The 24,186-nt window shown below is 58.5% G+C and carries 21 protein-coding genes, 2 tRNA genes and 1 pseudogene; 17 read left to right on the top strand and 7 right to left on the bottom strand.

Going from position 1 to position 24,186, the window contains the following annotated elements:
- Positions 1-29: 29 nt before the first annotated feature.
- Entirely contained in the window at positions 30-1,016 is a 987-nt protein-coding gene (gene galE / locus C5748_RS22380; RefSeq protein ID WP_105744503.1) for a UDP-glucose 4-epimerase GalE, read from the bottom strand.
- Positions 1,016-2,065 carry a UDP-glucuronic acid decarboxylase family protein gene (locus C5748_RS22375; RefSeq protein ID WP_105744502.1) on the bottom strand — a complete coding sequence of 350 codons (1,050 nt, stop codon included), beginning with the start codon at positions 2,063-2,065 and terminating at the stop codon, positions 1,016-1,018. The genes galE and C5748_RS22375 overlap by 1 nt, the downstream gene beginning before the upstream one ends.
- Before the next feature lie 605 nt (positions 2,066-2,670).
- On the opposite strand from C5748_RS22375, the gene C5748_RS22370 reads away from it, so the two are divergent.
- Positions 2,671-3,624 (top strand): helix-turn-helix domain-containing protein, encoded by a 954-nt coding sequence (locus C5748_RS22370; RefSeq protein WP_245581926.1) that lies wholly within the window; start codon positions 2,671-2,673, stop codon positions 3,622-3,624.
- A 761-nt stretch (positions 3,625-4,385) separates the two neighbouring features.
- Here C5748_RS22370 and C5748_RS22365 read toward each other — a convergent pair.
- Positions 4,386-5,294: a LysR family transcriptional regulator gene (locus C5748_RS22365; protein WP_105744500.1), complete on the bottom strand. Its 909-nt coding sequence runs from the start codon at positions 5,292-5,294 to the stop codon at positions 4,386-4,388.
- A gap of 96 nt (positions 5,295-5,390) precedes the next feature.
- On the opposite strand from C5748_RS22365, the gene C5748_RS22360 reads away from it, so the two are divergent.
- The 5 genes from C5748_RS22360 to C5748_RS22340 are packed head-to-tail and all read left to right on the top strand — an operon-like array spanning position 5,391 to position 10,356.
- A complete protein-coding gene (locus C5748_RS22360; RefSeq protein ID WP_105744498.1) occupies positions 5,391-6,542 on the top strand; it encodes a mandelate racemase/muconate lactonizing enzyme family protein in 1,152 nt (383 codons plus the stop codon).
- Between the two features lie 35 nt (positions 6,543-6,577).
- Positions 6,578-7,552: a DctP family TRAP transporter solute-binding subunit gene (locus tag C5748_RS22355; RefSeq protein ID WP_105744496.1), complete on the top strand. Its 975-nt coding sequence runs from the start codon at positions 6,578-6,580 to the stop codon at positions 7,550-7,552.
- On the top strand, positions 7,552-8,070 hold the full coding sequence (locus C5748_RS22350; RefSeq protein WP_105744494.1) for a TRAP transporter small permease: 519 nt from the start codon (positions 7,552-7,554) through the stop codon (positions 8,068-8,070). Before C5748_RS22355 ends, C5748_RS22350 begins: the two co-directional genes overlap by 1 nt.
- Before the next feature lie 20 nt (positions 8,071-8,090).
- Positions 8,091-9,359 carry a TRAP transporter large permease gene (locus C5748_RS22345; protein WP_245581925.1) on the top strand — a complete coding sequence of 423 codons (1,269 nt, stop codon included), beginning with the start codon at positions 8,091-8,093 and terminating at the stop codon, positions 9,357-9,359.
- Positions 9,360-9,396: 37 nt separating this feature from the next.
- Positions 9,397-10,356 (top strand): 2-hydroxyacid dehydrogenase, encoded by a 960-nt coding sequence (locus tag C5748_RS22340; RefSeq protein WP_245581924.1) that lies wholly within the window; start codon positions 9,397-9,399, stop codon positions 10,354-10,356.
- Between the two features lie 140 nt (positions 10,357-10,496).
- Here the strand turns inward: C5748_RS22340 and C5748_RS22335 are convergent, their stop codons facing one another.
- Both C5748_RS22335 and C5748_RS22330 read right to left on the bottom strand, forming a co-directional pair.
- Positions 10,497-10,757 carry a hypothetical protein gene (locus tag C5748_RS22335; RefSeq protein WP_105744490.1) on the bottom strand — a complete coding sequence of 87 codons (261 nt, stop codon included), beginning with the start codon at positions 10,755-10,757 and terminating at the stop codon, positions 10,497-10,499.
- A 216-nt stretch (positions 10,758-10,973) separates the two neighbouring features.
- Positions 10,974-11,048: transfer RNA gene (locus C5748_RS22330), tRNA-Asn, on the bottom strand.
- A gap of 267 nt (positions 11,049-11,315) precedes the next feature.
- On the opposite strand from C5748_RS22330, the gene C5748_RS22325 reads away from it, so the two are divergent.
- From C5748_RS22325 to C5748_RS22290, 10 genes and pseudogenes are all read left to right on the top strand, one after another.
- Positions 11,316-11,492: a PGPGW domain-containing protein gene (locus C5748_RS22325; RefSeq protein ID WP_280953500.1), complete on the top strand. Its 177-nt coding sequence runs from the start codon at positions 11,316-11,318 to the stop codon at positions 11,490-11,492.
- A gap of 223 nt (positions 11,493-11,715) precedes the next feature.
- Positions 11,716-11,789 (top strand) — tRNA-Cys (locus C5748_RS22320).
- A 184-nt stretch (positions 11,790-11,973) separates the two neighbouring features.
- A complete protein-coding gene (locus tag C5748_RS22315; protein ID WP_105744488.1) occupies positions 11,974-12,651 on the top strand; it encodes a protein-L-isoaspartate O-methyltransferase family protein in 678 nt (225 codons plus the stop codon).
- Positions 12,652-12,794: 143 nt separating this feature from the next.
- Positions 12,795-14,168, top strand: coding sequence for a TolC family outer membrane protein (locus C5748_RS22310; protein ID WP_105744587.1), 1,374 nt, complete (start codon positions 12,795-12,797; stop codon positions 14,166-14,168).
- A gap of 284 nt (positions 14,169-14,452) precedes the next feature.
- Positions 14,453-14,656 (top strand): annotated as a pseudogene (locus C5748_RS29550) (PopZ family protein); the annotation flags it as partial.
- 63 nt (positions 14,657-14,719) lie between these two features.
- On the top strand, positions 14,720-15,400 hold the full coding sequence (locus C5748_RS22305) for a PopZ family protein (protein ID WP_425350288.1): 681 nt from the start codon (positions 14,720-14,722) through the stop codon (positions 15,398-15,400).
- Between the two features lie 266 nt (positions 15,401-15,666).
- On the top strand, positions 15,667-18,399 hold the full coding sequence (locus tag C5748_RS22300; RefSeq protein WP_105744484.1) for a valine--tRNA ligase: 2,733 nt from the start codon (positions 15,667-15,669) through the stop codon (positions 18,397-18,399).
- Positions 18,400-18,755: 356 nt separating this feature from the next.
- Positions 18,756-20,012, top strand: coding sequence for an OmpP1/FadL family transporter (locus C5748_RS22295; RefSeq protein WP_105744482.1), 1,257 nt, complete (start codon positions 18,756-18,758; stop codon positions 20,010-20,012).
- 38 nt (positions 20,013-20,050) lie between these two features.
- Positions 20,051-20,524, top strand: coding sequence for a hypothetical protein (locus tag C5748_RS28015; protein WP_146119589.1), 474 nt, complete (start codon positions 20,051-20,053; stop codon positions 20,522-20,524).
- 15 nt (positions 20,525-20,539) lie between these two features.
- Entirely contained in the window at positions 20,540-21,331 is a 792-nt protein-coding gene (locus C5748_RS22290; RefSeq protein ID WP_105744480.1) for a tetratricopeptide repeat protein, read from the top strand.
- Between the two features lie 138 nt (positions 21,332-21,469).
- Here the strand turns inward: C5748_RS22290 and xth are convergent, their stop codons facing one another.
- Together xth and erpA are read right to left on the bottom strand one after the other, a co-directional pair.
- The gene (gene xth / locus C5748_RS22285) at positions 21,470-22,252 is read right to left on the bottom strand and encodes an exodeoxyribonuclease III (protein WP_105744478.1); all 783 of its coding nucleotides are present in this window, start codon (positions 22,250-22,252) and stop codon (positions 21,470-21,472) included.
- A 227-nt stretch (positions 22,253-22,479) separates the two neighbouring features.
- On the bottom strand, positions 22,480-22,806 hold the full coding sequence (gene erpA / locus C5748_RS22280) for an iron-sulfur cluster insertion protein ErpA (protein WP_105744476.1): 327 nt from the start codon (positions 22,804-22,806) through the stop codon (positions 22,480-22,482).
- Between the two features lie 174 nt (positions 22,807-22,980).
- Between erpA and C5748_RS22275 the strand changes: the two genes are divergently transcribed.
- Positions 22,981-24,183, top strand: coding sequence for a deoxyguanosinetriphosphate triphosphohydrolase (locus C5748_RS22275; RefSeq protein WP_105744475.1), 1,203 nt, complete (start codon positions 22,981-22,983; stop codon positions 24,181-24,183).
- Positions 24,184-24,186: the final 3 nt, after the last annotated feature.

Here is a 24,186-nt window from a genome sequence, read left to right as displayed (position 1 = left end):
TTTTGCCAAGTTCCTGACCGCATTGTGCCTCATGACCGTGCCTCCAGCCCGAAGAAGGGCGCGGCGGTCCGCACGATGGTATCGAGATCGGAAAATTCCGGCGAAAAACCGAGCGTTGTGCGGGCAAGGCTCGGATCGGCGTAGAGCGCCGGCGGATCGCCCGCACGCCGCGGATGAATTTCGATGGGGACGCTGCGACCAGTGATCCGGTTGATCGCTTCAAGGATTTCCTTGATCGATGACCCGTGCCCGGTTCCCAGATTGACGGCGAGGTTCTCGCCGCCTTTCGCCAGATGGTCGAATGCCAGCACATGAGCGCGTGCGAGATCGCAGACATGGATATAATCGCGGACGCAAGTACCGTCATCGGTCTTGTAGTCGTCCCCGAATACCTCAAGGCGCGAAATTCCGCCGCTCGCGGCGAGCAGGGCCCGCGGGATGAGATGGGTTTCGGGATCGTGCCATTCGCCGAGCTCGCCATCCGGGTCTGCCCCGCAGGCGTTGAAATACCTCAACGCCACGTAGCGCAGGCCGAAAGCCGCGGCGTAGTCGGCAAGCATGTGTTCGGCAATCAGCTTGGTCTTGCCGTAAGGATTGATCGGAACCTGCGGCGTCGTCTCGGCGATCGGAAGGGCCGCGGGCACGCCATAAGTGGCGCAACTCGAGGAAAAAATGACCTTATCGAGCCCGGCCTGGCGGCATGCATCGAGCAGCGACAGCGTGCCGCCGACATTGTTGCGGTAATATTTCGAGGGGTCCGCAACGGACTCGCCCACATAGGCGGACGCGGCGAAATGAATGACCGCATCGGGCTCGTATTGCGTGATCGTGCGGGTGAGATGGGCTGTGTCAAGGATGTCGCCGTGAATGAAGGGTCCCCAGCGCACCGACGACCGGTTGCCTGTCGACAGATTGTCGTAGGCGACCGGCTCGATTCCTCCGGAATTCAGGAGCTTGGCCGTATGGCTTCCGATGTAGCCGGCGCCACCCGTCACGAGGATTCGCTGCGCTGACATCAGGCGACCTCTACGAGATCCTGGTTCGTCTGAGCGAGGAGTCGATCGAAATAAAGGATCGTCTCCTTCAGCCCAACCGACAGCGGCACTTTCGGCTGCCAATCCAGTGCGCGCCTGGCGAGCGAGATGTCGGGCCGGCGCTGGCGCGGATCGTCGACCGGCAGCGGGTAATGGACGATTTTCGAAGAGGAGCCCGTCATCTCGATCACTTGCTCGGCAAGCTCGCCAATGGTGAATTCTCCGGGATTGCCAAGATTAACCGGGCTGTCGAATGATGGTGCAGCGCCCATCAACCGAACGAAGCCGTCGATCAGGTCATCGACGAAACAGAACGAACGGGTCTGCGAACCGTCGCCATAGATCGTTATGTCTTCGCCCTTCAGCGCCTGAACGATAAAGTTGGAGACGACACGGCCATCATCGGGCCGCATGTGCGGACCGTAGGTGTTGAAGATGCGCGCGATCTTGATTTCAAGGCCGTATTTTTTATGGAAATCGAAGAACAGGGTTTCCGCGCAGCGCTTGCCTTCGTCATAGCAAGAGCGGGGACCGAACGAGTTGACGTTACCCCAATAGCTCTCGACCTGCGGATGAATATGCGGATCGCCGTAGATCTCGGATGTCGATGCCTGGAAAATGCGTGCATTGTGACGCACCGCCAGTTCCAGAAGATTGAGCGAACCGAAAACACTCGTTTTCATCGTGTGGATCGGGTCGGCTTGATAGTGCGGCGGTGATGCGGGGCAGGCGAGATTGTAGATCTCGTCGACCAGGAGATCGATCGGTTCGATGATATCGTGGCTGACGATGCTGAAGGTATCGAAGCGCGTCAGATGCCGTACGTTGCGGCGGAGGCCTGTCGAGAAATTGTCGACGCAGATCACCTTATGTCCGGCGCGCAGTAGGATCTCGCATAGATGCGATCCAAGAAAACCTGCTCCACCGGCAACGAGAATCCGCCGTGGCGCCTCATTCCTGGATAGCAAGCGGGTGTCATTCTGTACCGATGTTACGGCAGAACGGAAGCGCGTTTTATACAATTCACCCATGATAACCCCACTATATTTTCGTCATGCTTTTCTTCTTAGCAAATAATGAATAAATAAATCCTCGATCTACCAAAGTAGTCATCGATAGATTTATCTTCATGATTCGTAAGGATTGCGAACGATGGTATTTGTACTTCGTACATACATATTTGTGGATTGTCGTTATCTCTACATCCGGAAAATTATCATGGCGTACATTTCTGTTGCGGTTGGACTGCGTTCTCCGCCTACCGCGTAATCCAGGAGTGCCGGAGATCGATTCTGGAGGAACATCCGTGAGAACTTGATTTTTGGCTTCGCGATGGGAGTGTTGAGGAGTGCCCCAAAAAAGTCCCAATGACTCCCACTTTCTGGTTCCGGGGAACGGACGGAGGGCTTGATTCTGCTGGGAGAACTCTGTGATCAGTTGTCCAACGAGACCCGAAGAAGACGGCAAACTACCCACTGCAATCGGAAGGACCTCAGACATCGAGCGGCGGCGTTGGCCGCGCGAATCGTCCTACCAGGGCCGGTCCAGCCCGCCTCCCGCGCCGGCGCTCGCGCCTTTACGTTTCTCGACCCACAACCTGGCGCCGGCGGATCAGTTCAGCGCCTGGCAAATGCATATGGAATCGCTTGTTGAGGTGATGTTGCCGGACGGCATCTCTGCGGACGATGGATTCCAGGCCGATCATACGGCCTGGAATCTTGGTGGCATGCTCATCGTCGAGCAGCGTGTACCGGCCCATAGCTACGCGCGTTCTGCCGCCAGTCTGCGCGCCAGCCCTATCGACCACTGGTATGCCGGTATGCTTCGCTGCGGACGGGCATGGACAGAGGTGGACGGTCTCGTCGCTGAAAGCGAACCCGGCAAGGCGGAGTTCAGGTCGCTCGGCCATCCGTTTCGAGGGCGAATAACCGAGTCCGAAGCGATCTTTCTTTACATGCCCCGCGATCTCTTTGCCGATACGCCGGGTATCCTCGACATGGCTAACAATGCAATTTTGTCGGATAATCTCGCGAAGCTCCTGATCGAGTATGTCAGCGGTCTTGAGGCAACCCTGAACAGTCTCGTTGCCGAAGACTTGCCGAGGATCGTACATACTGTGCGTGACATGATCATCAATTGCCTCTCGTCGCCCGCCGAACACGTGACGGTCGAACAACAGGCGGGACTCGGATTAATGGAGCGCGCTCGTCAGCATATCCACCGCAACCTTCATTCGCCCAAGCTTACGCCGGACGATTTGTGCGGGGTGCTAGGTATCTCCCGCACACGTCTCTATCAGTTGTTCGAGCCGAGCGGCGGTGTTCTCCACTACATTCGCAGACGGCGGCTTCTCGCGGCCCATACCGCGCTGAGCGACCCAGCGAACAATCAGCGTATCCTTGATATCGCAGAGGCTGTCGGCTTTGATTCAGCCGCCAATTTCAGCCGGGCCTTCAGCCAGGAGTTTGGCTACAGTCCTCGCGAAGCCCGAAGCGCGATAGCTCCCGGGCCCCTCGCTCATGCCGCTTCGCATGCCGAGCCGGAGGAATCTTCTTCCTTTGAAGCCTGGCTCAAGCTCCTGGGGAATTGACGTCGAGTTTGCCGACCGCTGATGACTGTGGCAGTTTCCGTCCAAAAGGGCATCACTGAGCCACCGGGTACATCAGCATCGCGCTGGGAGGATGCTGATGTTCGCGGTGGCAGGCCTCGGCGACCATAACCACACGCAAGACGCTCTCTCCCTTCGCCTCAAATATTCAACATCGACGGAAACCAATGGATCAGCTTCGCCGTGAAGGAGCGATGCTCTGTTAGCGGATGCCCGATCGAGTTCTTCCGCGACTTCGTCGGCTGGCTTTAGCTCTGTGTGGGTAGACTAAAGCAGTTCCTGTTTTGATGGAATCGTCCAGCCTTATCATTCTGCATCGCCGGAGCTGTGGAGATGACGAGGCATGGATTCCTGTGACAAGCACAGGCCCGGGCACAGGAATCCATGCCTCACCGATACCGCTGTTGCTGCGGTTGGAATAGTCTGGTCGATGCGATCTGCCGTAAGCACCTCGCCAGACTGGAAGAAGCAGCCGCCAGCGTGCGATGAGGAGCTGTATGGACAGTGCTGAATTCAGCAATCTGTTCAGTGAGTTTCGTCAACACAAAGGGCCGAATTTCGCGGATATGGAGAGGACCGGCTAGTGGATTGACTCCGACGCTTCGCTCCCGCGAAACGTCGGCCCAACCACTAGATAACCTTTTGTTTGTGTTTGTTTCTTTTACACATTTGCGTCCAATTCCATCGGACTCAAATGTTAGAAACAAACCACTAGCGGCGTCTCCAGGGCAAGGTCACGCTATCTACACGCTCAAGGCTGTCAGGTAATTCAGCTCCGCCAATACTTCACGCACCGTATTCACACAGGCCCGGGCGTTAGGGCTCTCGGCGTCGAACGGATATTTGGCGAAGACCGGTGTATCGGGGATCGGCGGGACGGTGTTCAGCAGACGCACCGTGCCATCCTCCAATTCGCGCTCTGCCATCTTACTGGGATACACGCCGATCGCGACGCCTGTATTGACTAGATGGGCGAGCATGGCGACACTGTTGCAGGTGTCCAGTCTCTTTGGACTGAGCCCGGCGCTTGCAAACCATCCTCTGACCTGCCGGTAATTGATGCTTCCGATCGGGTTAGAGATGATGGGATGCGACATTAGGTCATGGGGCGTTACAACGGAGGGCAGGTCCCATCGGGCGGAAGCCACCCATGACGTGGGCTGCGCTCCCATCGGGACCAGACGGAAGTCGCCGTGCTCGGTGGGATTAACTAAAAAGGCCAGATCAAGTTCACGCGCATGGAGATCGGGCTCTATGAACGGAGTGGTGGACACCATGAGTTCTGGACTGAGATCCGGATAGAGCCGGTGCAATTTCGCCAATATCGGCGACAGACAGATGATCGCGAAACCTTCGGAAAAGCCGACACGGATGCGGCCACCTACACGGCCGTCGTTTTTCTGCGATGCGATTCTCTGGACACCATCCAGCACTTCGCGGGCATCTTCCAGCAATGCGAGCCCATCTGACGACAGCCGTATTCCCCGCCCAACCCGATCGAACAAATTTGTTTCCAACGCCGCTTCCAATGACTTCAGCCGAAGTGAGATCGTAGGCTGGGAAAGATGCAGGCGTTTAGCAGCCTGATCCACAGAACGCGTGGTCGCGGTCCAGAAGAACGCCTCAAGTTGGGCGATGGTGATCCGACTCATTTAAAAATTCAATCCGAGATGGGCAAAACATTTAATTTGTTGCGGGGAAACTAAATGGGTATCTCCCAGGGTGCAAGTGCATGACGGGAGGATCGAGTGGTGGGGAGTTCGCAGGTCGTCAAGGTCGAAGGATTTCAGCTTCGATGCGAGATGCCAATGGTGGCCGGCAACGCGTTGAGGGTGTTCAATGAACGTGCGGTCTTCCTGGTCAAGCTGACGACCCGTTCTGGAGCAGTCGGATGGGGCGAGACCTGGGCTTATCCCGGATCGGCCGGCGCACTGACTAAATCCGTTCTTGCACCGATCATTCTAGGAGCCGATGCCACCAATCCCCGTGCCGCTCAAGAGCGGATGCTCAAGGTGGCGGTCCCCGATCGACGCGGACAGGCGCATATGGCGGTCAGCGCAGTCGACATCGCCATGTGGGACGTTTTTGGCCGTCTCGTTGGCAAGCCAATCCATGCTCTTCTTGGCGGCGCATTGCGCGACAGCGTCATGACCTATGCCAGCGGACCGCTTCTTCCGGCCGGAGAAGATCGATATGCCGGATTCTCCGAGGAGATAACACGGTATGCACAAGCGGGCTTTCGGGCGGTCAAGATCCGGATCGGGGCGTCGCCGCGCGAAGATTTACGTGTGATTTGGCAGGCGCGTAGCATCTTGGGTCCGGACGCTTTCCTGATGGCTGACCTCAACGAGTCTTCCAACGTGCGCGATGCCGTTGCGCTTGCCCACGAGGCGAAGGATGCTGATCTCGGTTGGCTCGAGGAGCCGGTTTCGCACGATAATCTCCCCGCCTATAAGCGGCTCTCGGAACTTCTGCCGGTGCCGCTGGCTGGCGGAGAGTCCTTCTGCGGTGTTCAGGCGTTTCGTGACATTCTGTGTGACGGATCGCTTGACGTCATCCAGCCCGACCTTGCGCTGTGCGGTGGGCTCACCGAAGGGATGCGCATCGCTGGACTGGCGGACGCCTTCGAGGTTCCGGTTGCGCCCCATGTGTGGGGCTCCTGCATCAATTTTTTGGCCTCGCTTCAGTTCGCTGCGGTCCTGAGCCCGCGGCTGGGGCGGCTGCCGTTCCCGCTTTTTGAATACGACATGAGCTTCAACCCGCTTCGATCGCTGATCTACGATCCGAAGCCCGATGCGAGAGGCAACCTTTCGATCCCCGATGGGCCGGGTCTTGGAGTGGACATCGATATCAGCCGCCTGGCCGATCATGTGAAGGACCACTGGGTGCTGGAGCTTTAGATAACGCTCCAGCCATTTTTGAGGAGGAAAATGACATGAAACGACATCTGCTTTCTGCATGCCTGGCTTTCGCGGGCCTGGTCGGTACGGCGTCTGCCGAACCAGAGACCACACTCAACCTCGGCTTTGTCGGCGGAACGAATGCTCCTGAAGCGATTGCCATGGGGCAATTTGCACAAGAGATTGCGGAAAAGACCAACGGGCGCATCGCCATTCGCTTACAGGGCGGAGGTGCTCTGGGGGGCGACCGCGAGGTCATCGAAGGCGTTCAACTTGGCACTGTGGACATGACGGTTGTCAGCACATCGATCGTCGTCAATTTCGCTCCGGAATTCGCGCTTTTCGACATCCCGTTCCTTTTCCGTGACTTCGACCATGCCGAAGCAGTGCTCAACGGCCCCATTGGCCAGCGCATGCTCGATAGCCTGCCCGAAAAAGGCCTGGTTGGCCTCGGGTTCGGTGGCATGGGTTTTCGTCAGCTCACCAACAATGTTCGCCCGGTCAAGGAACCGGCCGACGTCGCGGGCCTGAAGATCCGCACGCAGCAGAACGACCTTCACATTGCGGTCTGGAAAGAGCTTGGTGTGCTGCCGACGCCGATGGCGATCCCCGAAGTCTACACTGCTCTCCAACAGGGAGTGGTCGACGGTCAGGAAAATCCAGTGGGGGCGATCATCAACAATCGCTTTGGTGAAGTGCAGAAGTATCTCAGCCTCACCGATCATGCATTTACGCCACTGGTCCTGCTGATTTCGCCGAACGTTTATTCCTCGATGTCGGACGAGGACAAGCAGACGTTCGCAACGGCTGCAAAAAACGCCATGACGCGCAATCGCAAGGAAGTTGAGGTGGTCCTGACAACGGGGCTCGATACCTTGAGGGCGCAGGGGATGACCATCGTCACCGATGTCGACAAGGAGGCGTTTCGCGCGAAGCTCGATGATCTGTATGCGGATTTCGCCAAGCAGTTCGGACAGGACACGCTCGACGCGATCCGCGAGACGCAGTGATGAATGCACGCTCGCGCTTGATTTCGGCCTTCCTTAAAGCGGAAGGCCGGATCACGCAGGCGGCGGTGGCGTTTGGCACCGCCAGCCTGGCGCTCGCCGCCGTCGTGGGCCTGTTTCAGGTCCTTGCACGCTTCGTCTTCCACGCGCCTGCTTCATGGTCTGAGCCGCTTATCCAAGCGACGTTGATCTGGATGACTTATGTGACGCTTGCCGCCGCCATGCGAACCGGTACGCTCATTTCCGTGGACCTGGCGCTCAGCATCAGTACCGGCACGTTCCGCATGTTCGTCAGGACGCTGATTGCGATGTCCATTCTAGTGCTGCTGTTTGTGCTTTTCTGGTTCGGCTGCGCGCTCGTCTGGCGGGTCCGCTTCCAGACCATTGCAGGTCTTGGGATCTCCGCATCCTGGGTTTATGCGGCCCTTCCGGTCGGCTCCGTTCTTTCCGCCATCGCCCTTCTCGCGAATGTACTCGACCCGCGCGAAACAGGCGACCATCAGACAGAAAACGCAGGGTAGGGTGCACCATGCTGGTTATGATGATCCTTATTCTGGTGGTCCTCATGGGACTATCCGTTCCGGTGGCCGTAGCCATCGGCATCGCGGGCGTGGTCGGTACCGTCAGTTTTTCCAATCTGCCGCTCATTGTCGTGCCGCAGCAGGCCTTCATCGCGCTCGATAAGTTTCCGCTTGCCGCAATCCCCTTTTTCATCCTGGCAGGCAACATCATGGCGGCCGGCGGCATCTCCTCACGGCTCGTGGATCTCGTGGAAAGCGTGATCGGCCAGACCCGCGGCGGGCTGCCGCTGACCTGCATTCTTGTCTGCATGATCTTTGCTGCCGTGTCCGGTTCCAGTGTCGCCACGACCTATGCGATCGGCGCGATCCTTATCCCGGCCATGGTCCGGCAAAATTACCCTGTCGGCTTTGCCGCGTCGCTTCAGGCCACTGCCGCCGAACTCGGCGTCGTCATCCCGCCGTCCATTCCGATGATCCTGTACGGCGTCTCGGCCGGTGCACCAGTGGGGGACCTTTTTGTTGCAGGCTTAGGGCCGGGACTGCTGATCGCGATTGCCCTCGGGACATTCGTGGTGATCTGGTCGCGCCTGAAGCACGAGCCGATGGGAACCGCATTTCCCAAAAAGGAATTCCTTCCAAGCCTACGCAGATCAGGTCTCGCGTTGGCGATGCCGGTCATCATTCTGGGCGGGATCTATGGCGGGGTCTTCACGCCCACGGAAGCCTCTGTGGTGGCGGTGTTTTATGCTTTAGCCATCAGCATGTTGGTTTATGGTCAAATGGGAGTACGGGATCTGATCAGCGTGCTGCGCCGGTCGACCCTTTCCTCCGCCATCATCATGTTCATCATTTCGATGGCGGGACTGTTTTCCTTCGTGCTGACCAGAGCCGGTGTTCCCGCAGCCATCAGTGGCTGGATCGTCTCGACGTTTGACAACGGTTTTGCCTTCCTTCTTGCGGTGAACCTTTTGTTGTTCCTGATCGGCATGTTCATCGAAACGTCGGCTTCGATTGTCGTCATCGCGCCGATCTTAGCACCTGTCGCGCAGCGTTATGGCATCGATCCGGTGCATTTCGGGATGATCATGATCACCAATTTGGCACTGGGGATGATCACCCCTCCTTTTGGGGTCAATCTATTCGCGGCCTGTGCCGTCGCGAAGATCTCGTTGCACAAAATGATCCCCTATCTTGTTCCCCTCGTAGGTGTGATCCTTCTGTGCCTGGTGCTGATTACCTATGTGCCGATGATCAGCCTCGGATCTCTCTATCTGCTGGGGGTCCGTTAGAAGCGTCGCCGTACCTGTCAACCCTGGAGAATTTGCCGTGTCAGCCGCGTCAAGACCCACCGTCCTCATCTTTCCGGCCTTGGATACGGCCGTAAAAACGGGGCTATACGGAAGCTGCAATCTGCTTGAGGTCAAAGCGGCGGACATCCGCAGCCTGTCTGCTTTGGAGGCGGCAAGTGTCCGAGCTGTTGCGTGCATCGGCAGCTTTGATGCCGCGGACATCGACCGCCTGCCGAATCTGGAACTCATCGCCTCTTTCGGCGTGGGCTATGACGGAATCGATGTGCGCCATGCCGCTGCCAGGGGAATTGTCGTGACGAACACGCCCGATGTCCTGACTGATGAGGTTGCCGACGCGACGATTGGCTTGTTGATCAATGTGGTCCGACGCCTTTCCAAAGCTGAGGCATGGCTTCGTGCGGGGCATTGGGCGCGCGGGCAAGCCTATCCGTTGTCGCCGCTGACGCTTCGCAGCCGCACAGTTGGTATTTTTGGTCTCGGCCGGATCGGTCGAGCCATAGCAAGACGAACCGAAGCATTCGGCCTGCCAATCGCATATCACAACCGGCGGCCGGTGGAGGACGTGCCTTATCGGTACTGTCCATCGTTGATCGAGCTTGCCTCAACGGTAGACACTCTCATCGCCGCCGCGCCAGGCGGCCCTTCGAGCGATCGTGCGATCGGAAAGGACGTTTTCGAGGCGCTCGGTCCCAAGGGTGTTTTCATTAACGTAGGAAGGGGCTCTGCCGTAGACGAGGCGGCGTTGATCAGCGCGCTTGCTGACGGAACCATCGCGGCTGCCGGCTTAGACGTATTCGCGAACGAGCCCGCCGTCTCGCCCGACCTGCTGGCACTAGAGAATGTAACCGTCCTCCCTCATATCGCCGCCGCGACGGTCGAAACGAGGGCAGCCGTCGCCAAACTTGTCGTCGACAATGTGGTACAGTGGTTCACACTCGGTCAGGCGCTGACACCGGTGGTCGAAATCGAGGCGTAGCTATGACCGGTAAAGCTGATTGCGGCCATTCGGTCAGGGTGTGTGCGGAAGAATCTGGGCTGTAGTGACGGTTAACGGTTTGGGACGATGAGAAGGGCCGGGTCTATTCCGCCTTCGACGATGAGGCCGACGGCAACGTCTTAATCGAGCGTGGGCGTGAGGACCGGTATCAGTTCCGGTTCATCGCCGCGCCGGAAGATGCCGCCGAGTTCGACGATTTTCGCGACTTCACCCGTGACCTGATGTGGCAGATGGAGGAAGGCCTCGGCACTCGGCTCGACTGGGGGAATCGAGGAAGGTTCTACAGCCGGATGCGTGTGCAGTGGCGCGACGAACAGGCGCGCTGTGAACGTGACATCGAGCGTCACCGAAATGCGGAACTCATATATGGATGAGGGCATCGCGCTTCTCAGGCTGGCCCGGAACGCTCACACGCTTTTCGTGGCCCAACCGGCGAGCGAGAAGAGAAGGTTGCTGAACTTCGTACTTTCGAACTCAAAATGGGCCAATGGAAAGCTTGACGTCGATTTCCGTCAACCCTTTGATATGCTAGCAGATCCGCTTCCAGATGACGCTGATCCCGCATTGGGCGAAACGGGCAAAAATTCGTTGAGAGATGGCTCCCCGGGCCGGATTCGAACCAGCGACCAACCGGTTAACAGCCGGTTGCTCTACCACTGAGCTACCGGGGAACAGGTGCTCATTCATCAGCGATGTGGCCTATAGCAAAAGGGTTCCGCTTTTGCAAAGGCCTATTCCGTTTTTTTCATCTTTTTGGCATGGACATGACAGATACTTATATATTCCAGCCATATCCCGCTTGTCCGAATGGAGGGCGGAACCCTGTATCGGTGGAAAACACAAGCGTGGATGAATCGAACGAACTGAAATCTTCACTCCGGAGCAGGAGGACCGTGCGCGTTCTGAGATGGCGGATTCCGATTCCGCAATCGGCACTCATGCGCCGGATTCTTGGCATCGTGCTCGTCATCGGCGGCATTCTGGGCTTTCTTCCCGTGCTCGGCTTCTGGATGGTGCCGCTGGGACTCCTGGTGCTTTCGCATGATTCCGCAATCATCCGCAGATGGCGGCGAAAGCTCGAAGTGCGCTTTGGGCGCAAGCGGCAAAAGAAATGATATCGGGCCGGGTCCGTAGCGCAAAGCACGAGAGGGCGCACCGTACCCATCATGGGGGGCGGGGTCTTTTTGCATCTGAATGGTGCTCGGAAAGATGTCAGCCGGAACGGTGCGCGAGCATCGATTCGGAATGGAGCAGAGGAATAGATTCGGAATGGAGTTTTCAGCTTGACGTTCAAAAACCGATAACCTATTGACCAGCCTCACAAACGCTTGTGCGGAGGGCCTCGTGGCGGAGTGGTTACGCAGAGGACTGCAAATCCTTGCACCCCGGTTCGATTCCGGGCGAGGCCTCCAGCGCAATCGGTATCCGGTCTGTTCTCCCTTGATTTTATTGCATATTCTTCTCGGTGTGGCAGTCTGGAGCTGAATAGCCGATGGGTGTGGCAGTTTGTTCCCGAAATGGCCTTCCCAAGGGTGTGCAAATGGCCTCCAGACTCGTTAATTGGCGGGTTGAGCGCGAAAAGGAAAGCCTGGGACAATGACAGCCGATTTCAATGATCTCCGTATCAAGATGGTCGACAACCAGATCCGCACGACGGATGTGACAAATGCCGTCGTCCTCGATGCCTTCCTGGCCGTTCCGCGCGAAGAGTTCGTTCCGCCGGCATGGCGCGCGCTCGCTTATATCGACGAGGATATCCTGGTGAAGCCGGCGTCGCCCACCGGCGAGGCGGCGCGCTATCTCATGGAGCCTTCGCCTTTCGCCAAGCTCGTCCAGCTTGCGGCCATCGAGCCCGGCGACGTGGTTCTCGATATCGGCACGGCAACCGGATATTCGGCGGCGGTGCTGTCCAAGCTCGCAAGCTCCATCATCGCGGTCGAAAGTGATTCCGAACTGGCTGCCCAGGCGACGGAGAAACTGTCGGAACTCGGCTATGACAATGTCGTGATTGTCACGGCGCCGATGACCGGAGGATATCCTTCCGAAGCGCCCTATGATGTGATCGTCCTCGAAGGTGCGGTCGATTTTGTTCCTGACGCGCTTTTCGACCAACTGAAAGATGGCGGGCGCCTCGTCGCCGTGGAAGGCCTCGGAAATGCCGGTGTCGCCAAGCTTTACGTGAAGGATGAGGGCATCGCGTCGGGGCGCCGGGCCTTCAATCTGGCGGTGAAGCCGCTGGCGGGATTCGAGCGCAAGCCGCAGTTCGAATTCTGATTTTTCGAAATGGTTACATATCTGCAACGCTTCTGACTTTGTTTGTGGATGCTCCTATGGCACAGATAGCAAAGGGGAAATTTCCCGTTTATTAAGTGGTTGTCCGAACCGATTGGTTCGGTCAACAGATTCGACTGATTCATATGAGGTTCACTGTGTTCAAAGTATGCAAGGGATGGTTGGCTGCGGCATTACTTTCGGGCACGGTTTTGACGGGCAACCCAGTCCTGGCCGAAACGCTCTCCGGCGCGCTGGCCAAAGCCTATCAGAACAATGCAACGCTCAATTCATCGCGCGCCGGCGTCCGGATCACGGATGAGGATGTCGCCATCGCCAAATCCGGCTACCGCCCGACGATCAACGGCACGATCGATTATGGCCGCAGCCGTTCGGGCCAGACGAACCGATATACCACGTCAGGCGCTTACGGCATTACGATCAATCAGACGCTTTTCGACGGCTTCCAGACCAAGAACAATGTCGCGTCCGCTGAAGCGATGGTCTATGCGCAGCGCGAGAATTTGCGCAACAGCGAACAGAATACCCTGTCCGCTGCGGTCCAGGCCTATATGGATGTCTACCAGAACCGCCAGATCGTGGCTCTACGCGAACGCAATCTCGCCGCCCTGAACGAGCAGGTGCGTGCCGCGCGGGCCCGCCTTGACGTGGGCGAGGGAACGCGCACCGATGTGGCGCAGGCCGAAGCCACCCGCTCGACGGCTATCGCACAACTCAACCAGGCGCGCGGCAACGTCAAATCGGCCGAGGCGGTCTATCGTCAGATAATCGGTGCCGCGCCGGGCAGTCTGAAAGCCGCCTCCGCCGCTTCCAAATCGCTGCCACGCTCGATCGACCAGGCCTATCAGATCGCGACCGCCAGCCATCCGGCAATTCTCGCCACGAAGTATGCGGTCGATGCGGCCGGTTATACCGTCAAAGCGAGGGAAGGCGCGCTGCTGCCGACCGTCGGCCTCAGCGCCGGCGTCAGCCATACCGATACTTATGCGGGCTTGTCGACGGGGGACGGCAATGCGGCTTCCGTCGGTCTCGGGGTCACGGTTCCGATCTATCAGGGCGGACGGACTTACGGGCAGGTGCGCCAATCCAAGGAGCAATTGGGGCAGAGGCGCATCGAGGTCGATGTGGCCTATGATTCCGTACGCGCAGCTGTCGCCTCGGCGTGGTCGCAGCTCGAATCCGCCCAGGCGTCGGTTTCGGCCAATCGCGATGGCATTCGGGCCGCACGGCTCGCGCTCGAAGGCGTCATGGAGGAGCGCAACGTCGGCCAGCGCACCACGCTCGACGTCTTGAACGCGCAGAATGATCTGGTGGCCGTCCAGATCGCGCTCGTGCAGGCGGAACGCAATGTGGTGGTTGCGAGCTATGCACTATTGTCTGCGGTCGGCCGCCTGACAGCGAGCCATGTAGGCTTGCAGGTCGCCGAGCATAAGCCGGAAGAGCATTATGAGGCGGTGAAGGACAAGTGGATCGGTCTGCGCACGCCGGACGGGCGCTAAGCCTCAGCCTTCTTTTGAGAATCAAATCGGCACCGCGAGGTGCCGTTTTTGTTGAGCCTTATGGAAAGCAAGTTGAAACCGGTCCATGGAAATGCGCCGCAAAAGTTTGAAATTGCATCTATTTCGGTGCTGAAACTTTCTACTTTCCAGTGGGCGATTCGATAATCCTGTGGGTTGGGTTCTCCATCGGTCCGGCGGGGATTCTCAAATGGCGTCCGGTCCGATACGCTGTGCATAGGGATTCGCCGTGCGAGGCGGCGAAGAAAGAAAATCGGCACAGGAATATGGCACAGACATCGAGCGCGGCGCGTGAGCCTTCCATGGAAGAGATTCTTGCTTCCATCCGTCGGATCATCGAGGACAGTGACGTGGTGCGGCAAAGCGTGCCGCCCAAACCGGAACGCCCGGTTGCGGCGACGCCGGTGCGCGGCGAGATCGCCGAATTCCGGCGCGATCCGGAGCCCGTGCTGAAGCCCGTTCAGCCGGCGCCGAACAGCACCGAAGCTGATGATGCCCCCGAAGACGGGAAGGCGCGGCATGCGGAAGACGCGATGAACGCGCTTGCGGCGCGCATCGGTCTGCGTGGTTCCCTCGATACAAAGATCAGCGGTGATGACGAACCGGCTGCCAGTCGCGATGCCGCGCCTTCGCCTGGCACAAGCGACAGTGTCGCCGCCCGGGCAAGCGAGGGTGCAGCCGTGTTTGCAGGCGTCCAGCCCGATTTCGGTGCGGGCCTGGGGGATAGCGATGATGTCGACGAGGATGATGAACCTGTTCTCGATGCCAGCAATGATGATCGACAGTCTGTGGCCGGAGCAGCTGTCGGCTCGGCGCAAAGGACGGTGGAAGACGACGCTTTGATCGCCGCCGCCGAACGCGCGGCGGTGGAGCCGGCCGAGATGCCGTCTGGCGTATCGGCGCAAGCGCCGCAGAGCCGTGCGTCCGTGGCGGCTGACGAAGACGAGGAGATGGTTCGGGAGGATGCGCCGAGGTCGAATATTGCGGCTGCCGTGGGCCCCATCATCTCACAGGCGACGGGCCGGCAGGTGGCTGCCGCCTTCGAGGATCTCTCGGCTGCGATGCGCGCCGAGCAGCGCCGTTCGTTCGATGAAGTGGCGGAGGAAATCCTGCGCCCGATGCTGCAGGATTGGCTCGACAACAATCTTCCGGGCCTCGTCGAACGGCTGGTGCGCGAAGAAATCGAACGGGTGGTGCGCGCAGGCGGCGCCTAGAACGCCGTGCGTCCAATTGGACGCACAAAGGACGCGTCTCAAGCCTTTGAATCTACGCATCGTGCTTTCCGAAAATCGATTCCGATTTTCGGAAAGCACGATGCTGTAGTATCTCCCATTCCTTCCGGAATTGCCGAATCCCGCTTCTCCAGAGGCGGGATTTCGTTCTTTCGACGGTATTTTTGCTTTCAAAATCACTTTAAAAGTGATTTGAAACCGGCATCCGCTTAATCAGCTTTGGTTTCCGCACACAGACGGATATTTTTATGCTTGAGAAGACATACGACGCTGCGGCCACCGAGCCGAAGATCGCTGAACTCTGGGAGAAGGCCGGTGCGTTCAAAGCCGGAGCCGGAGCGAAGCCGGGCGCCGATCCGTTCTCCATCGTCATTCCGCCGCCGAACGTCACCGGTTCACTGCATATGGGCCATGCGCTCAACAGCACGATCCAGGATATTCTCGTCCGTTTCGAGCGTATGCGCGGAAAGAATGTGCTTTGGCAGCCGGGGATGGACCATGCCGGCATTGCGACGCAGATGGTCGTCGAACGTCAGCTCGCGGAGCGGCAGGAGCCGAACCGTCATGTCATGGGGCGCGAGACGTTCATCGAGCGCGTCTGGCAGTGGAGGAACGAATCCGGCGGCATGATCGCCAATCAGCTGCGGCGCCTCGGTGCTTCCTGCGACTGGTCGCGCGAACGCTTCACCATGGATGAGGGGTTGTCGAAGGCGGTTCTGGAGGTTTTCGTCACGCTCCATAAGCAAGGCCTGATTTACAAGGACAAGCGCCTTGTGAACTGGGACCCGAAGCTCCTGACGGCGATTTCCGACCTTGAAGTCGAGCAGCGCGAGCTCAAGGGGCATCTCTGGCATTTCCGCTATCCGCTGGAGAACGTGCCGTTCGATCCGGAAAACCCGCATACCTATATCGTCGTCGCCACGACGCGGCCTGAAACCATGCTGGGCGACACCGGCGTGGCGGTCAATCCCGACGATGCCCGCTATCATGCACTGGTGGGCAACAATGTCGTGCTGCCGCTCGTCGGCCGCCACATTCCGATCGTTGCCGATGATTACGCCGATCCGGAAGCGGGATCCGGCGCGGTCAAGATCACGCCCGCCCATGACTTCAACGATTTCGAGGTCGGCCGGCGCAACGATCTTCGCCAGATCAATATCCTGACCGTCGAGGCAGCGATAACACTCAGGAATAACAATGACTTCCTGGAAGGTCTGGAGAAATCGAGTCATCTCGATCAACTGATCCGTGATCTCGACGGCCTCGACCGTTTCGCCGCGCGTCGGCGCATTGTCGAAATGATGGACGAGGGCGGGTATCTCGAAAAGGTCGAGGATCATACGCATTCGGTGCCGCATGGCGATCGCAGCGGGGTTCCGATCGAGCCGTTCCTGACCGATCAATGGTATGTCAACGCCGCCGAACTGGCGAAGCCGGCGATTGCCAGCGTGCGCGAGGGGCGGACGCAGATCATCCCGAAGAACTGGGAAAAGACCTATTTCGACTGGCTGGAGAACATCCAGCCCTGGTGTGTCTCGCGCCAGCTCTGGTGGGGACACCAGATCCCGGCCTGGTACGGACCTGACGGCACGATCTTCGTCGAAAAGAGCGAAGAGGAAGCACTCGCCGCCGCCGCCGCGCACTATGGCGTGGCGACGGAGCTGCAGCGCGATGCCGATGTGCTCGATACCTGGTTCTCCTCGGCGTTGTGGCCGTTTTCAACGCTCGGCTGGCCTGACAAGACGCCGGAGCTTGCGACCTATTACCAGACCGACGTTCTCGTCACCGGTTTCGACCTGATCTTCTTCTGGGTCGCCCGCATGATGATGATGGGGCTGCACTTCATGGATGAGGAGCCGTTTCACACCGTCTACATGCACGCGCTGGTGCGCGACAAGAACGGCGCGAAGATGTCGAAGTCGAAGGGCAACGTCATCGATCCCCTGGATCTGATCGACGAATATGGCGCCGATGCGCTGCGCTTCACGCTTGCCATCATGGCGGCGCAGGGGCGCGACGTGAAACTCGACCCGGCACGCATAGCGGGCTACCGCAATTTCGGCAGCAAGCTCTGGAACGCAACGCGTTTTGCCGAGATGAACGGCGTCGCGCGCGATGAAGGATTCAATCCCGGCGAGACGAAGCTTGCCGTCAACCGCTGGATCCTGACGGAGCTGACGCAGGCGACGCGCGCCATAACCGACGGCATCACATCCTACAGGTTCAACGAGGCGGCGGGCGCGGCGTACAAATTCGTCTGGAATCAGTTCTGCGACTGGTATCTGGAACTGCTCAAGCCGATTTTCATGGGCGAGGACGAAGTCGCCAAGAAGGAAGCGCAGGCCTGTGCCGCCTATTGTCTCGATGAGATCTACAAGCTGCTTCATCCGTTCATGCCGTTCATGACGGAGGAATTATGGGAGCATACAGCCGGCGAGGGGCATAAGCGCGCGACGCTGCTCACCCATGCCGAATGGCCGGCCCTCGATTTCGAGGACGGAACCGCAGCGGCTGATATCAACTGGCTGATCGAACTCGTCACCGGCATTCGTTCGGTACGTGCGGAGATGAACGTGCCGCCTTCGGCCCTCGCACCGCTCCTGGTGCTCGGTGCGAACGCCGCGACCAGGGAACGGCTCGAACGCCACGACGCGGCGATCAAGCGCCTGGCGCGCGTGGAATCGATCCAGCTTTCCACGGAGGCGCCGAAAGCATCGGCGCAGATCGTCATCGGCGAGGCGACAGCCTGCCTGCCGCTCGGCAGCTTGATCGATCTCAAGGCGGAAGCGGCAAGGCTCACCAAGGAGGCCGGCAAGATCGCCGGCGAGATCGAGCGTATCGAAAAGAAGCTTTCCAATGAGAAATTCGTTGCCAATGCGCGCGAGGATGTCGTCGCGGCCGAGCGCGAAAAGCTGAACGAATTCCGTGAGGCAGCGGAAAAGATTTCCGTCGCTCTCAAGCGCATCGAAAGCGCGGAATAGCCGATCTATCCAGTTTCCTGATTCGAGCAGCTGCAGGCCGGCCCGATCGCGCATCGGGCCGCCATCCCCATTGTGAGGGAGGTCCCTTCCGCCACTATTTAGACATTTCTTGGCCATTGTTGCGCCCTGGCAACAGTGCCCCCGGATCGGCAAGAAACCACTAATATTAGCAGTTTCCACACTCGCTTTACGGCAAAATCCTCTTATAAATTACCGCTGTATATGAAAAACGCACTATTTTTCGAGTCATGCGCTTTCGCTGACAGACAAGACATTTTCACAGCCACTTGCCGGGTATAACTTTCATGTTACGTTTTCGTCAAAATTCATTTCAAACTATGGTCTGGGGAGGACATATGAGCAGGGGAACAACAACCATCATCGGGGCAGCGCTTATCGCAGCCGGAACCGTTGTCAGCGCACAGGCGGGGGGCCTGGAACGCAGCTCGCAGGATTTCGACATCCTGTTCGAGCCGGGTACACGTATCGAATCGGGCGTCACCTACGTCAAACCGGGGCGGAAGCTGAAGAATATTCGCGGATCGGCGGTGGGGGCCGCGACCGGCGGCATCAATCCGATTACTCGTCGTCCTTATGAAACGAGCACCAGTGAAGCCCGGGGCTATGCGGTGCCGAAGTTCTCGGCCAAGGTCGACCTGACCGACGATCTCGCCTGCGCCGCGCAATATCGCGAGCCGATCGGCATCCACACCGATGTCGGCACGGGCACGGTGGAGATGTATACGGCAATCGAGCAGAAAATCACCTCGCGCGATTATGGCGTCAACTGCTCCTACCGCTTCGCGGCCGGTGAGAAAGGCTTTTTCCGCATCCTGGGCGGCGTTTCCTATCAGGAAGTCGAGGGCTATCAGTCCCGCTATCTGCCTGCCGGCTTTCCCACCCCCTTTGGCGCATCGCTGCCGTTCCGAACCGGCTATCTCAATGTCGAAGACAAGGGCTGGGGCTGGCGCCTCGGCGCGGCCTATGAGATTCCCGAATATGCCTTGCGCGCCTCGGTGGTCTACCAGTCGAAGGTGAAATACGATCTGGAAGGGACGATCACCGGCCTGTTTCCCATTACGATTCCCGTCGTGGGCGAGGCCGAAGTTCCGGACTCTGTCGAATTCAAATTCCAGACCGGCATTGCGCCGAACTGGCTGGCGTTCGGCTCGGTCAAATGGACCCATTGGTCGAACCAGGATGCCATTAACTTCCTGAATACGAGCGCGAGTCTTCCGGGACCATTCGGCGCAATCCCGGTAGGGGCCCGGATCACCGGCCTTGATCTCTACTACCGCGATGGCTGGACTGTTACCGGCGGTGTCGGGCACAAGCTCAACGACCAGTGGTCGGTGGCATCGAGCCTCACCTGGGATCGCGGCACGTCGACTGGCCTGCAGTCTCAGACCGATACTTGGACCCTCGGTCTCGGTACGACCTACTCGCCGAACGACAGGATTGAAGTCCGCCTCGCCGGTGTCGTGGGTCTGCTGACGTCTGGAACCAAGGACAACACCGTTATCGGCGGTAAACCTAATCTCACCGGCTCTATCGCCGATTTCGACAATGATTTCGTCGGCGCGCTTTCGGTTTCGGCGAAGCTGAAATTCTGAAGCCGGATTCCCGAGCATTGTTCTGGAGAGCCCGGCTTTTGCCGGGCTTTCTTTTGGGGGCTTGGTTATTGAAGCGTTACCTCCCGTTGCTCGCAAATGCTTTCAGGGTGAATTCTGCTCCCAATTTTGTGTCGATTCAGCAACAGTTCTTCGCCATGGATCGTGTAGAAAGACGTGCGGGCGGTTTTGCCCATTTCCCGCCACAAACCCGGAGCACCCGAAAGAGACGGGGCCACGACAAGCACAAGAACGCTGGCCCGGCAGGTAGATATGCCGCCATATCGCGGCGCGGAGCAGGAATGGATACGCTGGCTATTTCAAAGGAAAATCCGCTGTTTCAGCCAGGTCCGGCTTGGATCGTGCGGATATCCGCGCGTGCCAAAATCGCGGGGCGCGGGGTGGTGCCGTATCACAGCCGTACTCTTGCCGAAAACACGGATCATGTTTTCTCAAGCGGTAGCCCAGTACGGCTGACCAGTACCGGTCAGCCGAAATGTTGCCCGCTAGCGTGAAAGAAAAGCTTTGTGATGCGAGTCGTTAAGCACCTCACATATCCGGTATTTGGACTTGTCATGACGTTTGCCGTCCTGTGTGGACAGGCTCGTGCTTTCGATATGCCTGACGATGAGAAGAGCCGTAGCCCCTTCGAGCTCTTCAAGTTCGGCTTTTCCGCCTATAAGAGCGGTCATAAGGACGAGGCGCTCAAAGCATTGCGCGATGCCGCGGAAAAAGGCCATCAGGGCGCCAAATGGAAGCTTGCACGCATGTATGCGGATGGCGACGGCGTCAAGGAAAACGATTTCGAGGCCTACCAGATATTCGAGAAGGTCGTGCGCGATGGGGCCGAGCCCGGTTCGCAGAACGAAAGCTATGTCGCTGACGCGCTCGTCGCACTGGCCGGCTATGTGAAACGCGGCATTCCAGGGTCGCCCGTGCATGCTAATGCGAATGTCGCTCGCGATCTCTACATTCAGGCTGCTTCGAATTTCGGTGATCCGGCGGCGCAGTTCGAACTGGGCATGATGCTGTTGAAAGGCGAGGGGGGGAAACGCAACCCCGTACAGGCCGCCCGCTGGTTCCGGCTCGCTGCCCAGAAGGGCAATGCGAGTGCACAAGCCATGCTCGGCAACATGCTGTTCCAGGCAGGCAAGACCGTACGCGGCTTGGCTATGCTCACCGCGGCAATCGAGCGCTGTCCTACGGAAGATTGCGGGTGGATCCGCGACATGCAGGAACAGGCCTTCTCGATTTCCGGTGAGGCAGACCGGCGGACGGCAATTTCGCTGGCGGGCGATATCGTCCGGACAGGTGATTTCTAGCGTATTCCGGTTTTGAGGAAGCGCCTGGCTTTGAGCGCGTTCTGCGCCGTTGAGATTGCGGCGTCGTCGAAACATGGATTCCTGTGCTTGTCACAAGAAGCCATGCCTCAGCGATGCCATAGTTGCTCCGGGACTTGCTTAAAGCGCCAGTTCGATCGTGACCGGCACGTGATCGGACGGTTTTTCCCAGGCCCGCACATGTTTTTCGATATTGGCGGAAGCCAGATGGTTGGCGGCTTCCGGCGATAGCATGAGGTGATCGATGCGGATGCCGTTGTTCTTCTGCCAGGCGCCTGCCTGATAATCCCAGAACGAATAGAGCCCGGGTGCATCGCTGACCGAGCGGATAGCGTCGCTGAACCCGAGATTTCCCAGCCTGCGGAACGCCTGCTTCGTCGCGGGGAGGAAAAGCGCATCGTTGAGCCATTGCTCAGGATGCTTCGCATCTTCCGGCTGCGGTATCACATTATAGTCGCCGGCAAGCACCAGCGGTTCTTCCAGGGCGAGGCGGTGCTCCGCCCAGCGCTCCAGCCTTTCCATCCAGGCGAGCTTGTAGAGGTATTTCTCCGTGTTCACCGGATTGCCGTTCGGCAGGTAAAGCGAAACGACGCGGACAACGCCGGCGGCTCTGGAAAATACGGCTTCGATGAAGCGGGCCTGCTCGTCGGTGTCATCTCCGGGAAGGCCGCGCGATACTTCGTCAGGTGTGCTCCTGGAAAGGATGGCGACGCCGTTGAAACCCTTCTGGCCATGTGTTTCGACATGATAACCCAGGGCCTCGATCTCCAGCCTGGGAAATTGTTCGTCGACGGATTTGATTTCCTGAAGGCAGACGATGTCAGGCTCTGATTCCTTCAGCCAGTGCAGAAGGTTATCGATGCGCGCCTTGATGCCGTTGATGTTCCAGGTGACGATTTTCATGGTCTCAGGCATAGGCCGTCATACGGCTGAGGGCAAGAGCCCGATCGAGATGTCCCCTACCGCATAATTCAAAGTATTAGAGCGCCGCGCGTCCAACTGGACGCGCGGCGCTCTACAGCATCGGCCCGAAAATCGGAATCGATTTTCGGAAAGCACGATGCGTAGATTCAAAGGCTTAGAGCGTCCTTTGTGCGTCCAATTGGACGCACGGCGCTCTAGTGTCGATTTCAGATGGAGAAACTGGTGCCGCAGCCGCAGGAGGCGACGGCATGGGGATTCTTGATCTGGAACGACTGGCCCATGAGATCATCGACAAAATCGATTTCGGAACCATCCATATAGGGCAGCGAAACCGTGTCGATGAGGACTTTCGCGCCGTGCTTTTCGATGACGATGTCGTCTTCGCCCTGTGTATCGACCAGATCGTATTTATAGGAGAAACCCGAGCAGCCACCGCCCTCGACAGAAACGCGAAGCGCAGTCTTGTCAGGTTCGGATTTGAGAATCGCAGCAATGCGCCTTGCGGCGGCATCGGATACGGAAACGTTCGTCATTTCACTCATCATCGGATCCACGGTAAATTCTGCAAAGAGAGAATTTCATGCCCTTGCGTTCATTTCCAACGCGCAGCTATGAATTCACTCTATGCATAGCTATGAATTGACGGACACGAAGTCAACGCGGCTGGTTGGTTTGTGTAATCATATTACGGTGATGGTTTTGGTGCAATGAGTTTGCGAGGTATCGGTTTCGGCTACCGGGAGAGGGCTGTCTATGCCTGCGATCCCGAGAAAAGCCGCGGGCGCTTCTTTCCCGAGAGCGAAAGCCCGACGCGCACGCCGTTCCAGCGCGACCGCGACCGCATCATCCATTCGACGGCCTTTCGCCGCCTGAAGCACAAGACGCAGGTCTTCATCGCGCATGAGGGCGATCACTACAGGACAAGGCTGACGCATACGATCGAGGTGGCGCAGATTGCACGCGCACTGGCGCGCGCCTTGCGGCTCGACGAGGACCTGGCCGAAGCGATCGCGCTGGTGCATGATTTCGGGCACACGCCATTTGGTCACACGGGGGAGGATGCGCTCAACGAAAAGATGAAGGATTTCGGTGGTTTCGATCACAATGCTCAGTCCTTGCGCATCGTCACCAGGCTCGAGCGGCGCTATGCCGATTTCGATGGTCTCAATTTGACCTGGGAAACGCTCGAAGGGCTGGTCAAGCATAATGGACCGCTGACCGGTGCTAAAGCGAATGGCGAGAGCGTGCCGCAGCCGATCCTCGATTACAGCGCGCAGCATGATCTGGAACTTTCGAGCTTTGCCAGCCTGGAGGCGCAATGCGCGGCAATCGCCGACGATATCGCTTACAACGCGCATGATATCGATGACGGGCTACGTTCGGGGCTCCTGACGCTCGATATCCTCGACGAGGTGTCTTTGACGCAGCAATTGCTGGATCAGGTGCGTGGCCGGTATCCATCTCTCGATGCGGTGCGGACCGGACATGAGCTGGTGCGCCGGCAGATCACCATGATGGTCGAGGATGTCATCGGACAGTCGCAGGGCAATATCGCCGCCCGCGATCCGGGTTCGGTCGAGGATGTGCGGGGCGCGCCTTCGACCCTGGTGGCGTTTTCTCCCGCCATGCGCGAGGCGGAGAAGACCCTGAAGCGTTTTCTCTACAAGAACCTGTATTTTCACGAGAATGTGGTTTCCGTCAGGAACTCCGCCGACCAGATCGTGCGCGATCTCTTCGACGCTTATATGAATGATCCGAGCGCGCTGCCCGAGGAGTGGCATGCGGGGCTGGAGACATGCGCATTGCCGGTCCAGGCCCGCCGCATCGCCGACTTTCTCGCCGGCATGACCGACAACTACGCCATACGCGAGCATCGGCGGCTGTTTGACCACACACCCGAATTGGCTTAAGCG

Origin of the sequence: Phyllobacterium phragmitis (assembly GCF_002980495.1) — a bacterium.
In the GTDB taxonomy this organism is placed as follows: Bacteria; Pseudomonadota; Alphaproteobacteria; order Rhizobiales; family Rhizobiaceae; genus Paramesorhizobium; species Paramesorhizobium phragmitis.
This window is presented reverse-complemented; position numbering and strand designations above follow the sequence as displayed.

Coding starts and splice junctions, on each gene's coding strand:
- galE (WP_105744503.1), bottom strand. CDS start 1,016: ATGTCAGCGCAGCGAATCCTCGTGACGGGTGGCGCCGGCTACATCGGA.
- C5748_RS22375 (WP_105744502.1), bottom strand. CDS start 2,065: ATGGGTGAATTGTATAAAACGCGCTTCCGTTCTGCCGTAACATCGGTA.
- C5748_RS22370 (WP_245581926.1), top strand. CDS start 2,671: ATGGAATCGCTTGTTGAGGTGATGTTGCCGGACGGCATCTCTGCGGAC.
- C5748_RS22365 (WP_105744500.1), bottom strand. CDS start 5,294: ATGAGTCGGATCACCATCGCCCAACTTGAGGCGTTCTTCTGGACCGCG.
- C5748_RS22355 (WP_105744496.1), top strand. CDS start 6,578: ATGAAACGACATCTGCTTTCTGCATGCCTGGCTTTCGCGGGCCTGGTC.
- C5748_RS22350 (WP_105744494.1), top strand. CDS start 7,552: ATGAATGCACGCTCGCGCTTGATTTCGGCCTTCCTTAAAGCGGAAGGC.
- C5748_RS22345 (WP_245581925.1), top strand. CDS start 8,091: ATGATCCTTATTCTGGTGGTCCTCATGGGACTATCCGTTCCGGTGGCC.
- C5748_RS22335 (WP_105744490.1), bottom strand. CDS start 10,757: ATGCCCTCATCCATATATGAGTTCCGCATTTCGGTGACGCTCGATGTC.
- C5748_RS22325 (WP_280953500.1), top strand. CDS start 11,316: ATGCGCCGGATTCTTGGCATCGTGCTCGTCATCGGCGGCATTCTGGGC.
- C5748_RS22315 (WP_105744488.1), top strand. CDS start 11,974: ATGACAGCCGATTTCAATGATCTCCGTATCAAGATGGTCGACAACCAG.
- C5748_RS22310 (WP_105744587.1), top strand. CDS start 12,795: ATGAGGTTCACTGTGTTCAAAGTATGCAAGGGATGGTTGGCTGCGGCA.
- C5748_RS22305 (WP_425350288.1), top strand. CDS start 14,720: ATGAACGCGCTTGCGGCGCGCATCGGTCTGCGTGGTTCCCTCGATACA.
- C5748_RS22300 (WP_105744484.1), top strand. CDS start 15,667: ATGCTTGAGAAGACATACGACGCTGCGGCCACCGAGCCGAAGATCGCT.
- C5748_RS22295 (WP_105744482.1), top strand. CDS start 18,756: ATGAGCAGGGGAACAACAACCATCATCGGGGCAGCGCTTATCGCAGCC.
- C5748_RS22290 (WP_105744480.1), top strand. CDS start 20,540: ATGCGAGTCGTTAAGCACCTCACATATCCGGTATTTGGACTTGTCATG.
- xth (WP_105744478.1), bottom strand. CDS start 22,252: ATGAAAATCGTCACCTGGAACATCAACGGCATCAAGGCGCGCATCGAT.
- erpA (WP_105744476.1), bottom strand. CDS start 22,806: ATGACGAACGTTTCCGTATCCGATGCCGCCGCAAGGCGCATTGCTGCG.
- C5748_RS22275 (WP_105744475.1), top strand. CDS start 22,981: ATGAGTTTGCGAGGTATCGGTTTCGGCTACCGGGAGAGGGCTGTCTAT.